This is a genomic window from Niveibacterium sp. COAC-50 (genome assembly GCF_013184235.1).
GTDB classification, from domain to species: domain Bacteria; phylum Pseudomonadota; class Gammaproteobacteria; order Burkholderiales; family Rhodocyclaceae; genus Niveibacterium; species Niveibacterium microcysteis.
On the sequence record NZ_JABCJM010000002.1, the window covers coordinates 304,146 to 316,318 of the forward strand.

The 12,173-nt window shown below is 66.5% G+C and carries 12 protein-coding genes; 4 read left to right on the plus strand and 8 right to left on the minus strand.

What is annotated here, in order from left to right; all coding sequences use genetic code 11:
• Positions 1-315: 315 nt before the first annotated feature.
• The 6 genes from HH302_RS08835 to HH302_RS08865 all read right to left on the minus strand — a co-directional run bounded on the left by HH302_RS08835 (position 316) and on the right by HH302_RS08865 (position 6,059).
• On the minus strand, positions 316-768 hold the full coding sequence (locus HH302_RS08835; protein WP_172201417.1) for a phage tail protein: 453 nt from the start codon (positions 766-768) through the stop codon (positions 316-318).
• A 15-nt stretch (positions 769-783) separates the two neighbouring features.
• Entirely contained in the window at positions 784-3,093 is a 2,310-nt protein-coding gene (locus tag HH302_RS22460; RefSeq protein ID WP_253946078.1) for a phage tail sheath subtilisin-like domain-containing protein, read from the minus strand.
• A 9-nt stretch (positions 3,094-3,102) separates the two neighbouring features.
• Positions 3,103-3,948 (minus strand): hypothetical protein, encoded by an 846-nt coding sequence (locus HH302_RS08850; RefSeq protein ID WP_172201419.1) that lies wholly within the window; start codon positions 3,946-3,948, stop codon positions 3,103-3,105.
• Positions 3,945-4,550, minus strand: coding sequence for a DUF4255 domain-containing protein (locus tag HH302_RS08855; RefSeq protein ID WP_172201420.1), 606 nt, complete (start codon positions 4,548-4,550; stop codon positions 3,945-3,947). The genes HH302_RS08850 and HH302_RS08855 overlap by 4 nt, the downstream gene beginning before the upstream one ends.
• On the minus strand, positions 4,551-4,811 hold the full coding sequence (locus HH302_RS08860) for a hypothetical protein (RefSeq protein WP_172201421.1): 261 nt from the start codon (positions 4,809-4,811) through the stop codon (positions 4,551-4,553).
• A gap of 165 nt (positions 4,812-4,976) precedes the next feature.
• Positions 4,977-6,059: a sigma-54-dependent Fis family transcriptional regulator gene (locus tag HH302_RS08865; RefSeq protein ID WP_172201422.1), complete on the minus strand. Its 1,083-nt coding sequence runs from the start codon at positions 6,057-6,059 to the stop codon at positions 4,977-4,979.
• Between the two features lie 249 nt (positions 6,060-6,308).
• On the opposite strand from HH302_RS08865, the gene HH302_RS08870 reads away from it, so the two are divergent.
• The 3 genes from HH302_RS08870 (at position 6,309) to metW (ending at position 9,876) form a co-directional block, all read left to right on the plus strand.
• Positions 6,309-7,931 (plus strand): methyl-accepting chemotaxis protein, encoded by a 1,623-nt coding sequence (locus HH302_RS08870; RefSeq protein ID WP_172201423.1) that lies wholly within the window; start codon positions 6,309-6,311, stop codon positions 7,929-7,931.
• A gap of 234 nt (positions 7,932-8,165) precedes the next feature.
• Positions 8,166-9,293 (plus strand): homoserine O-acetyltransferase, encoded by a 1,128-nt coding sequence (locus HH302_RS08875; RefSeq protein WP_172201424.1) that lies wholly within the window; start codon positions 8,166-8,168, stop codon positions 9,291-9,293.
• Position 9,294: 1 nt separating this feature from the next.
• Complete coding sequence (gene metW, locus HH302_RS08880; RefSeq protein WP_172201425.1) at positions 9,295-9,876, plus strand: methionine biosynthesis protein MetW; 582 nt, start codon at positions 9,295-9,297, stop codon at positions 9,874-9,876.
• A gap of 42 nt (positions 9,877-9,918) precedes the next feature.
• Here metW and HH302_RS08885 read toward each other — a convergent pair whose 3' ends face one another.
• Both HH302_RS08885 and HH302_RS08890 read right to left on the minus strand, forming a co-directional pair.
• Positions 9,919-10,731: an HAD family hydrolase gene (locus HH302_RS08885; RefSeq protein ID WP_172201426.1), complete on the minus strand. Its 813-nt coding sequence runs from the start codon at positions 10,729-10,731 to the stop codon at positions 9,919-9,921.
• A 47-nt stretch (positions 10,732-10,778) separates the two neighbouring features.
• Positions 10,779-11,168 carry a VOC family protein gene (locus tag HH302_RS08890; protein WP_172201427.1) on the minus strand — a complete coding sequence of 130 codons (390 nt, stop codon included), beginning with the start codon at positions 11,166-11,168 and terminating at the stop codon, positions 10,779-10,781.
• A gap of 108 nt (positions 11,169-11,276) precedes the next feature.
• On the opposite strand from HH302_RS08890, the gene HH302_RS08895 reads away from it, so the two are divergent.
• Positions 11,277-12,158 (plus strand): LysR family transcriptional regulator, encoded by an 882-nt coding sequence (locus tag HH302_RS08895; protein WP_172201428.1) that lies wholly within the window; start codon positions 11,277-11,279, stop codon positions 12,156-12,158.
• Positions 12,159-12,173: the final 15 nt, after the last annotated feature.

The following is a 12,173-nucleotide window of genomic DNA, read 5'->3' on the forward strand; positions in this document are numbered from 1 at the left end:
TCCGAGCTCCGAGCGCAGCGAGGGCGAGTTCCGCAGCCACCCGATGCTTCGAGCAGCGCAGGGGACCCCGCCGCAGGCGGGGCGTTGAAGCGGGGCGGCTTTCTTTGGGTACTTTCTTTGTTCGCACAAAGAAAGTACCCCGCCCGCCGGGGCGGGACCCGGCTTGAACGGGAAGGCCAACACAAAACCGCAGCACAAATCGCAAGCTGCACGAAGCACGTTGGGCTTCGCCAAGCTCAGCCTGACCTAAGCCCGCCGCCATGTCGGCTGCGACAAGCGCGAGGCCATCCCGTGCGAAAAGCACGATGCCTCCCCTCACTCCATCTCCAGCCGCTCGTAAGCGAGCACCAACTCCTCCATCGCCACATCCGTCCCCTTGGCGTTCATCGGCCCCGAGGTGTGTTTGATGATGCGGGCGCGCAGCAGCTTCCAGGTCTGCACGACTTCGGTGTGATCCTCGTTCTGTAGCTGGATCGTCACCGTGCGCATTGCGTTCTGGTTGCCGTTGCGGATTTCGTTGAGCCAGTTGTAGAGGCGCAGCGAGCCGATGACGCCGCGCTTCAGGGTGACGTCGGTGCTCTTGTTGAGCCCGGTGATCTTGCGCACCGAGTTTTCACGCTCGTTGCCGTTGCGGTATTCGGCGACGGTGACTTCCATACCGATGCCGGAGACTTCCTGGAAGCCCGCGTCCGGCCCCTCGGTGTTGCCGTCACCGAGGTCGACGAGGAAGTTGAACTGCACATAGGGGCGATCGCGTAGCACGGCCATGGTCGGGGTCTCCAGTTAGCGACGTGCATCGGCAGTCCACTGCCCGATGCGGAAGATGACGAATTCGGCGGGTTTGAGCGGTGCGACGCCGATCAGGCAGATCAGGCGCCCGTTGTCGAGATCGTTCTGCGTCATGGTCGAGCGGTCGCAGCGCACGAAGTAGGCTTTCTCCGGCCGGTCGCCGAGCAGCGCACCGGACTGCCATTCGTTGAGCAGGAAGTCTTCGATCGTGCGACGCACGTTCGCCCACAGACGCTCGCCATTCGGCTCGAACACCGCCCACTGCGTGCCCTTGTCGATCGAGCGTTCGAGGTAGCAGAAGTAGCGGCGGATATTCACGTACTTCCACTCGGGGTCGGAGCTGATCGTGCGTGCCCCCCACAGCCGCATGCCGCGACCTTCGAAGTAGCGGAAGCAATTGATCCCCTCGGGGTTCAACACCTCTTGCTGCGCGCGGTTGAGCATCAGCTCGAAACCGATCGCGCCGCGCACCACTTCGTTCGCCGGTGCCTTCCACACCGCGCGTTCGATGTCGTTGCGCGCGTAGATGCCGGCGACGAATCCCGAGGGCGGCAGCATCAGGTCTTGCCGCGTGATCGGGTCGCGCACCTTGACCCAGGGGTAGTACAGCGCGGCGTACGTCGAATCGAAGCGGGCGCGCATGGTCCGCACGGCGGCGATGGACTGGTCGTTGCCGCTGTCGAGCACGGCGATGCGGTAACGCATGCGGGCGGCGTGTGCGATGACGGTGTTGAGGATCGCCTGCGCATTGCTGCGGGATGCGTCCGACAGCTCGTAGCCGAAGGTGCTGCCCGGTGCCGCGACGATCGAGATGTCCTCGATGTCTTCGAACGATGCGAGGCCGGTCTTGTACGGATCCGTCAGCTCGGCACGGCCGGTGTATTCGGTGGCGGTGAGCGGCGCGCCATCGTTGCCGCCAGCCAGGCGAATCTCCATGCTGCCGAGCGCGCCGTCGGCATCCGGCGCGCGCAGCGCGTTCGCCAGCGTGTTGGTCGGGTCGGCGGTCACGCCAGCGCCGAGCGGGTTGGCCGCGGCATGCGCGCCTTCCAGCGCAGCGATGACCGCGAGCGCGTCGTCAAGGTTCTCGCCAGCCAATACTTCGATCGGAATTTCGCGCGCCTGCGGATCGGCCGCCGGCAGCACGCGGAAGCGCGCGGTGAGCGAATCCGGCGCGCCGCTGCGGGTGTGCGCCGGATCGGCCGCAAGGCCTTCCCAGACTTCAGCGCCGCGCGAGCCATCCATCGGCTCCACCGCGACCGACAATGTCAGCACGCGGACGCGGTTGCGCGCGGCCGGATCGGTGTTGTCCGGATCAAGGTCGGCAAGTTCGACATGCGTTCCGCCGTCGGCAGGCTCGAAGGACCAGGTGCGGGTTTCCGAATCCCAGCGGGCGCGGTGCAGTTGCCCGTTCTCGCCGTCGGCGGTGTCGATCAGCACCAGGTCGTTGTGCAGCAGCGTGGATACGCCCGGTGCGCCGTCGCGCAGCCCGAGCACGTTCTGCCCATAGTGGAAGAACACGCGGATGCGGAAGTTGCCAGCGCGGCCCGGGAAGCGGGCGCGCAACTCAAGGCCGCCGCCAAGCACACGGTCTTCCAGCAAGTTGGCTGCGGAGCGAGCCGCGGTGACCGCAGCTGTCACATCGTCCGGCACCACCGGGACGGCGTTGGCCGCTTCGGCGGCGGTGGCGGCTGCGTCGCTCGCGGCCTTCGCGGTGTCGTGCAAGGGTGCGGCGGCAAGGATCTCCGCAAGTGCCGCCGCTGCTGCGTCCGCAGCGGCGGTTGCGGCGGCACCGTCGCCACTGGTTGCAGCGCTGGCCGCCTCACGTACCTGGCGCACGATCTCCAGCGCGTGGATGGCGTCTTCAGACACCAACAGCGCACGCGCATGGCCATCGCCCTGGGTCTCGCCCACCTCGGCGGCGAGCGCGGCCTCGGCGTCGTCGCTCAGCGTGGCAGGCGGCGGGCCGTAGGGCTTCGGGTTGTCCGGATCGGTGTCGTCGAGGCGGCGGAAGATGCGGCTGATGTAGAGGCGCTTGCCGCCTTCCTCGAAGAAGCTGCGCGCGGCATGCCACAGATAGTTGGTACCGCCGACCGGCGTGCCGCTGTCGTCGAAGGCCAGCGCGCGGCCGTCGCCGTAGAAGTATTCAAACTCGACCAGCCCGGTCAGGATGTCCGGCCGCTGTGTGATCGGGCCGTAGCGGCAGGGGCCGACGAAACCGGTGGTCGTGGTGCTGACGCCTTCGATGGATTTGGCACGGAAGGACGTCTCTTCGACGTACACGCCGGGTGCGAGATATTCGGGCATGGCGAGCTCCTAGGGTTGCACGAAGAGCGCCCGCGCGCCGGGGGTTGCCACCGCAAGCGGCTGGCCATAGCGCAGGCTGATGGAGAGATCGGCGCCCATAACGACAACCGGCGGCTCGCCGGCGGCGGAACGGGCAACGGGCTTGGCAGGCTGAGCGAGCAGATCGCACAGCAGTGGAATCGACGCCGCGGACTGCCGGCGATAACGCAGCGACAGGGTCAGCGGCCAGGTCACATCGAATGCGCTGCGCGTACCGGCGCCCGCATCCGGCGGTTCTGGGTAAGGGAAAGCAAGCAGCGCCTCGCCGCGCGCGTCGGCCAGCCCTGTCGCCAGCCGCGTCGCGCCCTGAAAGACATCGACCAGCGCCCATGCCGCCGGCGGCGCCTTGTCAGGGTCGGCCACCGGCAATTCGCGCACGCTGGTACGAACACAGGCCCAGCCGGCCGGTACGCTGCGCGCCGGCGCCGCGAACAGGGGAATCGGGAAGTGCTCGATCGGCGGATCGCCCGGCGCAACGCCGGGGCAGGCCAGATGGGCGAGCCGGTTCTGCGGCAGGCGGACGCGAAAACGGCTAGGCAGCACCCGGCCGCGCGGATCGTTGACCGCCACCTCGAACAGCCGCGCAAGCAGCGCCGGGTCGTCCCCTTCGCCCGCCTCCCACGCACGCAGGCCGGGCAGACCTTGCGCCGTCCAGTACCCGGACGGCGTGGGCAGCAGCGAGACCGGCGGCAGGCCGCTGTCGGCAAGCACGATGCTCGCCTGCAAGCCCTCGCCCAAGGGCCCGCCAAAGGGGTCTTCGAGGCGCAGGCCGACACCGGGGCGCAGGCGAAGGCGCTCCATCTCGCGCACGCTCACGGCGTCACCTCGCCGACCGGAAACACCCGTTCGAGTACCGGCGCGTAACTGTGCAGCGGCACGCTGGAGTCGAGCAGGACCGCGCGCGCCACATACGTCATGCCGATCACGAGATGCGGTTTGAGCTTGTCCCACAAGCCAAGCCAGTCGGCGATCTGCAACGGGTCGCAGACCACTTCCACGCCTTCGTTGTCCGCAAAAACGTCGCTGGCCGGCGCGTAGTGATTGAGCAGGCTGGCCGGCAGCAAGGGCACGTCCTCGACCTGCCGCATCGCCCAACCCAGCATCATCTGGCTGGTCTCGACATCCTTGTGCCAGCTCACCAGCAGGTAGTGCAGATCCACCGGCAGCGAGGGCCGCAGGCGCGTGCCATCGGGCGCGGTGCGCGGCGGCAGCGAACGCCGCGCGGTGTTGATCGTGACGCGGTGCAGCAAGAGCCCAAAGCCGCCGTCGGTCGCGTCCTTCACGTCCTTGTAGGCGTTGTCGAAGTCGGCTGGCCGCAGCAAGGCGACCGGCAGCTCGGCAAACGCCGCGGGCCGTGCTTCGGCGAGCAGGCCCTGCAGGGTCTTGCTGACAGTCGCGATCGCGTTGGTTCCAGCCACTCAGTGATCCCCCTGACTTGTCTCGCGCGCCACGCGAAAGATCACGCGGCCATCGGGCAAGGTCTGACGTTCAACCCGTGCGTGCGCCACCAGCCAATCAAGTGCCGCCGCCACGTCGCGCGGATCGGCATCGACCCCCTCGGTGGGCAGCCACCATTCGGCAATGCCCAGCTCGCTATCCGCAGCCCCGGGGTGCGCGGAGAGGTAGCTCTCGATCGCTTCGACGACCCGACCCACATGCGAATCGCTGGCTGGACACACGCCAACCTCCATCAGGCGCAACAGCCCGCTTATGCGAATGGCGTGCCAGCTCCTGCGACTAAACGCAAGCGACTGATTTGAATGGGGATTGATTGCTGCCGGGATGCGGCTGCGCCGAACGGCCGGGTGGCTGGCGACCCACCCCCTGGCCGTCCGGCGCCGGCCTCAGGAGTTCAAGCTGCGCCGCTCGAATGCGACCGGCAGATGCCGCCGCGCCGGGGAGCGGCGTTCGCGCGGGGCGGGTGCGATTTCACCCGGGTGGGTCTGGAATGACCCAGTCGCGGGTGTCGAGGCCACGGCGCCGCGGTCAAGGCCGTACTTCTTCAACATCTTGCCGAGGCAGCGGCGTTCCTTGCCTGCGATCCGCGCCGCCAGGCTGACGTTGCCGCCGGCTTCGCGCATCAGGTTTTCGAGGTACTGCCGCTCGAAGCGCTCGATCGCCGCCGCACGCGCTTCGTTGAATGACAGCGGGCCGGATGCGGACGGTCGCGGCACCGGGGCGGACTGGCCACCCAGTCGGAGCACGCCGCCCTCGCACAGCAACAGGCTGCGGTGGACCAGGTTGTCCAGTTCGCGCACATTGCCGGGCCAGAGATGGGTCTCAAGCCATTGCAGGCTCGCCGGGTCGAGCGAGCAGGGACCGAGGCCATAGCGCCGGGCGTAGCGAACAAGGAAGTGCTCGGCCAGCAGGCTGGCGTCGCCCGGCCGTTCGCGCAGCGGCGGCAGCTCGATCGCCAGCACATTGAGGCGCCAGGCCAGGTCCGGGCGAAAGCTCCCGGCTTCGATCAGCGCCGTCAGCCGCGGGCTGGACGCGGCCACCACACGTACGTTCGCCGCCCGTTCGCGGCTGCAGCCAAGCGGGCGATAGCTCTGGTCCTGCAGAAAGCGCAATAGCGAAACCTGAGCGCGCGGCGGCAGCGCATCCAGCTCGTCGAGGAACAGCGTGCCGCCATCGGCCGCTTCGATGAGGCCGCCGCGCGTCTGCCGTGCATCGGTATAGGCGCCCCGCTCTGCGCCGAACAGCTCGCTTTCTATCAGCGCATCGGGCAAGGCGCCGCAGTTGAGCGGCACAAAGGGCGCCTCGCGCCGCGCCGACAGGTAATGGATTGCCCGCGCCGCGACTTCCTTGCCGGTGCCTGTTTCACCGGTGATCAGCACGGGCGCGTCGAAACGCGCCAGGCGCTCGATCAGGCGCAGCGCATGCAGGAAGACCTCGGATTGGCCGATCAGATTCTGCAGTGCAGACATATGAGCCTCCACGTCCGCCCCCCGGCGTGGGACGACAACTCTTTTGGAACGAGTAGTCGTTATAGGTGAGCATCACGCAACCGTCATGTTTTTCGGTCGAACCAGCTCAGCCCGCGCGGGCATGGGAAATTTGCCCCGAACGCCCCAGCCAGCGCGGCCAGGACTTAGCCCGGATTGCTCAAGTTGGCCCGATTCCGACCGATAACGTACTTGTCACTTGCCAGTCCACCTCCCGGAGCCAATAAAAACATGTTCAAGAACCTGCGGATCTCTTCAAGACTGGTTCTGCTTTCGAGCTTTCTGCTTGCGCTCGTCGTGGTCGTCGTCGTGATCGGGCGCAATGGCCTGTCCAGCGCTACCGACAAGATCGAGGCGGCGTACGTCACGCACACGGTGCCGATGTCGCAGCTGGGCGTGTCGCTCGATACGCTGCACCGCAGCCGGATGCGCATCGTGCTGGCAATGGAGACACAGTACGTCAAGACCGCCGAAGAGCACTTCGAGGCCATGCGCCAGCTCGACGCCGAGGCGCTGAAGGGGCTCCAGGCCGCCTTCAAAACCATGACCGACCCGGCAGCGAAGAAGCAGATCAAGGCCTTCCAGACCAGCTACAAGGACTTCACCGAGTCGCGCGACAAGATGATCAAGATGTACGGCGAGGGCGACCGGATGCAGGCAGTGTCCGAATTCCGCTCCAACGCTTTGCCCGCGTTCGAGCAGGCGATCGATGCCCTCACCGCCCTGCTGAAGATGCAGGTGAAGGAGACCGAGAACTCCAATGCCGTCGTGGCCGCCACTGCCAGCAAGATCAAGAACACCACGATGGCGATCGCGCTGGTCGGCCTCATCGCCGCGGCGGCCCTGTCGTTCTCGATCATCCGGTCGGTAACCAAACCGCTCGGGCAATCGGTCAAGCTGGCCGAGAAGATTGCCGACGGCGACCTGAGCACCGAGATCCGCGTCGAGCGCAACGACGAGACCGGCAAGCTGCTGACCGCGCTTGACGCGATGCAGCAGCAGCTGCGCGCGATGATCGGTGCAATCGAGCAATCGAGCGCCAATATCGCCGGCGCCGCCCAGCACCTGAATGGTGCCTATCACGAGATCGAAGGCAGTGCCGCACAGCAGAGCGAAGCCGCCGCCGGCATCGCCGCCGCCGTGCAGGAGATGACCGCCGGCCTCGACCACGTCGCCGAGCGCGCCGCACGTGTGCGCGAAGAAGCCCAGAACGCCCACCGCATGTCGGAAGAAGGCTCGGTGCTGGCCGACGCCGCAAGCGACGAAGTCGGCCGCGTTGCCGAGTCGGTCAATACCGCAGCGTCGAACATCGGCCGCCTTGAAGAACACTCCACCCGCATCAGCGGCATCGCCGGCATCATCAAGGAGATCGCCGACCAGACCAACCTGCTCGCGCTCAACGCTGCAATCGAAGCGGCACGCGCTGGCGAACAGGGCCGCGGCTTCGCGGTGGTGGCGGACGAGGTACGCAAGCTGGCCGAGAAGACCGGCAAGGCAACCAGCGAGATCATGACCGCGCTAGGCGCGATCCACGGTGAGACCGAAAGCGTCGCCCGCGTGATGCGCGCATCGGCCACCCAGGCGAATTCGTCAGTCGAAGCGATCAGCCGCCTCGGCCCGGCCCTCGGCTCGCTCAAGAGCGGGGCCGATACGACCCGCCACGAAGTCGCCGAGTTGGTCGAGACCTACAACGAACAAAGCGCGGCCAGCCATGCGATTGCCGAGCACATCGAGCGGATCGCGCAGATGAGCGATTCGACCAATGCGGCGATCACCCGCAGCGCCGGCTCGGTGAACGACCTCGAATCGATGGCGGCAGAACTCCGCGCAGCGGTATCCAAGTTCAGGCTTTGAGCGGACCGGGAGAGACGCTCCTGACGGCGGGCCGCCCACATGCGGCGGCCCACCGTTTTCTTTCCTGCCTTGATGCGGCGGTTTGACTTCCAGCCGCCCCCGCGTTAGTTTCCTGCCACTGCGCCGATTTGATCTACAGCTTGCGGGCGCAATACAAATCCGGCTAAAGCGAGGGCAGCCCGACCGTTTGCTCTCCGAGAGCCGGTCGGGTTTTTGTTTTTCTGACGGGCAACCATGACTTCTTCCGGATCCGTTGGCGTCGTCTCGCCGCAGACGGCGCATTTCGCAGAGCCGCTCACGCTGAAAAGCGGCGCGGTGCTGCCGGCCTACGATCTCGTCTACGAGACCTACGGCACCCTTAACGCCCAGCGCGACAACGCGGTGCTGGTCTGCCACGCGCTGTCAGGCTCGCACCATGTGGCGGGCACCTACGCCGGCAAGCCCAAGAGCGTGGGCTGGTGGGACAACCTCGTCGGCCCCGGCAAGCCGCTGGATACCAACAAGTTCTTCGTGATCGGGGTGAACAACCTGGGCGGCTGCTATGGCTCGACCGGCCCGACCTCGATCAACCCAGCCACTGGCAAGCCCTGGGGCGCGGACTTCCCCTTCGTGACGGTGGAAGACTGGGTCGCGGCACAGGCCCGGCTGGCCGATCTGCTGGGGATCGAACGCTTCGCGGCCGTGCTGGGTGGCAGCCTCGGCGGCATGCAGGCGCTGGAGTGGACGCTGGCCTTCCCGGACCGCGTGCGGCACGCTGCGATCATCGCCGCGGCGCCGAAACTCTCGGCGCAGAACATCGCATTCAACGAAGTCGCGCGGCAGGCGATCAAGTCCGACCCGCAATTCCACGGCGGCCACTACTACGAGCACGGCGTGGTGCCGGTAAATGGCCTCAAGCTCGCGCGCATGGTCGGCCACATCACCTATCTGTCGGACGACGCGATGGGCGAGAAATTCGGCCGCAAGCTGCGCCACGGCGAGCACAAGTACCACTGGGACGTGGAGTTCGAGATCGAGTCCTACCTGCGCTATCAGGGCGACAAGTTCGCCGGTTACTTTGACGCCAACACCTATCTGCTGGCGACCAAGGCGCTCGACTACTTCGACCCGGCCTTCGACTACGACGGCGACCTGGCCGCCGCGCTCGCGCGTGCCAAGGCCGACTTCTTCGTCGCCTCGTTCTCGACCGACTGGCGCTTCTCGCCGGAGCGCTCGCGCGAGCTGGTGTTCGCGCTGATCCAGAACGGCCTCAAGGTCAGCTACGCCGAGCTGGAAAGCACGGCCGGCCATGACTCCTTCCTGCTCGACGATCCGCAGTACCACGCGGTGTTGCGCGCGTGGTTCGACGGCATTGGAGTTTGAGATGTCTACCCGTTTCGACTTTGAAGTGATCGCGCGCTGGGTGCAGCCCGGCGATACCGCATTGGACCTCGGCTGCGGCGACGGCAGCCTGCTCGCCTTCCTGCGTGACACCCGGGGCATCAAGGGTTACGGCGTGGAAGCGGACCCTGACCGCGTCGTGGCCTGCATCCGCAACGGCGTGAATGTGTTGCAGATCGACCTTGAGAAGGGCCTTACCGATTTCAACGACGGCCAGTTCGATCACGTGATCATGAGCCTGTCGCTGCAGGCGGTGCACCACACCGAGAAGATCCTCGACGAGATGCTGCGCGTCGGCCGCGAAGCGGTGGTGAGCTTCCCGAACTTCGGTTACTGGAAGCACCGGCAGGCGATCCTCAACGGCCGCATGCCGGTCTCCGAGACCTTGCCCTACGAGTGGTACGACACGCCGAACGTCCGCTTCTTCACGATCGCGGATTTCGAGGCGCTGTGCGAGCAGCGCGGCATCCGCATCCTTGAGCGCGCCGCGTTCGACGAAGATAAACCCGTGGCCGAAGAGGCCAACTTCCTCGCCAGCATGGCGATGTACCGGCTGGCACGCTGAAGCACGGCCCGGCTTGCCGGGCCGCCCTGCACCACGCCGGACTCAGACCGCTGCGCCGGCCAGCAGGCTGTGGATCACCCGTTGCACGCCGCGCTCGGTATTGCAGGGCGCGCGGAAACGCGCACGCGCCACGACCGCCGGATGCGCGTTCTTCATCGCATAGGAGTGGGCGGCCTCGTCGAGCATTTCAAGGTCGTTGACGAAGTCGCCGAAGGCCATCGTCTGCTCGCGGGCGATGCCCAGCGCCGCCTGCAACTGCTGCAGCCCGCGCCCCTTGTTGACGCCTGCCGCCATCACGTCGACCCAGCGCTCGCCCGATACCACCGCTTTGAGCGACGGGCCCAGCACGGCGAAGTGCGGGTAGATGTCGCGTTCGGCAGATCCCGGCACGCACAGGGCCAGCTTGAGGAAGTCATCCGCCACGGCGGCGAGGTCATCGACCACTTCCAGCCGCGGGTAGTACTTGGCGACCTCGTCGATGAATCCCGTGCCGCCGCGCTCCACATAGGCCGAGCGTTTGCCGCACATCACCGCGCCGACATCGAGGCCCTGCTGCACCAGCCCGCGCCAGATCGCCACCAGTTCGCTCACATCCGCGCGCGCGAGGCAGCTCGACGCCAGCTCCCGCTCGCCCATCATCACCAGCGCGCCGTTTTCCGCGATCACCGGCATCGTCGCCGCCAGCTCGGGAAACAGCGCCAGGATGCTGTGATACTGCCGCCCGCTCGCCGGGCAGAACACCACATCGCGCGCCGCGAGTTGCGCCAGCGTGTGGGCGAAGTCAGCCGGCAGCTGCTTCTGTTCGTCGAGCAGGGTGCCATCCAGATCGCAGGCGATCAGTCGTATTCCGTTCATCTTTGTTCAACCTTGTTGCGCGTACTGGGCGTGTTTTGAACCGCCCCTCAGATCGTGACTTCGATTCGGTTGTCTTCCGGATCGAGCAGCACGTATTCGTAGTAGCCATCGCCGGTCCAGCGCGGGCCGTCGAGCACGCGCAGCCCTTCGGCCACGCTTTGCGCATGGTGCTGGTCTACCGCTTCCTGGCTGCCGACCGAGAAGGCCAGATGGATCAGCCCGAGACGTTGGGCCGCCACGCTGTCCTGACTGGCGGGGATGCCGGGCATCGCCATCAGCTCGAGCCGCGCGCCATCGGCGAACCTGAGGAAGTAGGAGCGGAAGTCCTTGCGCGTGTTGTGGTAACGATCGCCGGCGGTAGCGCCGAAGCGCGTTTCGTAGAAACGCCGCTGTGCTTCAAGGTCCGCCGCCCAGATCGCGACGTGCTCGATCTTCATGCCTGAATCCTTTCAACCACGCCCCGTCAGCGGGGCCATGACTGCATCTTGCGCGGCGGCCAATCAAAAGCCAAACTTGTATTTCTTCTGTTTTTATAAGTTCTACTTGTGATCAGAACCCTGCTGCATCATCTGCCGGGCTTTGCTGCGGTGGCGCGCCATGCGAGCTTTTCCAAGGCCGCGGAGGAACTGGCGCTGACGCAGGCCGGCGTGAGTTACCAGATCCGCCAGCTCGAAGAACGGCTGGGCTTTCCGCTCTTCATCCGCGGCCATGGCCAGCCGCTCAAGCTCACTGAACGCGGTGCGCTGTTGCTGGAGGAATACCGACTCGCCGAGAAGTCGATCGAGCGCACGCTGGACATGATCCGCGTCGGCAGCGAACGCCAGCGCATCCGCGTCACGGCGCCGGTTGACCTCGGCAGCTGCTACATCACGCCGCGCCTGCCGCAGATCGAGGCACGCGGCCTGATCGTCGACCTGCATCTGTCCGACCAGCCGGTTGCGCTGGTCGATAGCCGCTTCGACCTCGCAGTGCGCAACGAGCCGAACGAGGAACGGCTGGTGCACGAACCGCTGCTGACCAGTGCGAACGTGCTGGTGTGCAGCCGCGCTTACGCCGACGCACACGGCATTCCGGACACGGTGAGCACGCTGGCCCGCCACCGCCTGCTGCTGCGCAATGCCGAGCGCAGCCACAGCTGGGGTGATCTGCTTGCGGTAGCGGGGCTGGAACTGGCATCGTTGGCCGATACGCGGGTGCTCGGCAACAGCTTCGCGCTGCTCGAAGGCGTGCGCGCCGGGCTGGGCATCACGCTGCTACCGCGCTATCTGGTGGCCGAGCAGATCAACCTCGGGCGCCTGCTTGAGATTCCGCTGGCCGACGCCAAACCCGCCGCAACCGGCTTTTACCTGAGCTACTACCCGTCGGTCACCGCGCGGCTGTGGGCCGCCGTGCTGCTCGACTGCCTTGCCAGTGCCGACGCCGTCTAGCGGCCGCTCCGGATC

Bases quoted from the DNA above. Each gene is read 5' to 3' on its own strand.
- HH302_RS08875 (WP_172201424.1), top strand. From the start codon at position 8,166: ATGACTTCTTCCGGATCCGTTGGCGTCGTCTCGCCGCAGACGGCGCAT.
- HH302_RS08865 (WP_172201422.1), bottom strand. From the start codon at position 6,059: ATGTCTGCACTGCAGAATCTGATCGGCCAATCCGAGGTCTTCCTGCAT.
- HH302_RS08885 (WP_172201426.1), bottom strand. From the start codon at position 10,731: ATGAACGGAATACGACTGATCGCCTGCGATCTGGATGGCACCCTGCTC.
- HH302_RS08870 (WP_172201423.1), top strand. From the start codon at position 6,309: ATGTTCAAGAACCTGCGGATCTCTTCAAGACTGGTTCTGCTTTCGAGC.
- HH302_RS08890 (WP_172201427.1), bottom strand. From the start codon at position 11,168: ATGAAGATCGAGCACGTCGCGATCTGGGCGGCGGACCTTGAAGCACAG.
- metW (WP_172201425.1), top strand. From the start codon at position 9,295: ATGTCTACCCGTTTCGACTTTGAAGTGATCGCGCGCTGGGTGCAGCCC.
- HH302_RS22460 (WP_253946078.1), bottom strand. From the start codon at position 3,093: ATGCCCGAATATCTCGCACCCGGCGTGTACGTCGAAGAGACGTCCTTC.
- HH302_RS08835 (WP_172201417.1), bottom strand. From the start codon at position 768: ATGGCCGTGCTACGCGATCGCCCCTATGTGCAGTTCAACTTCCTCGTC.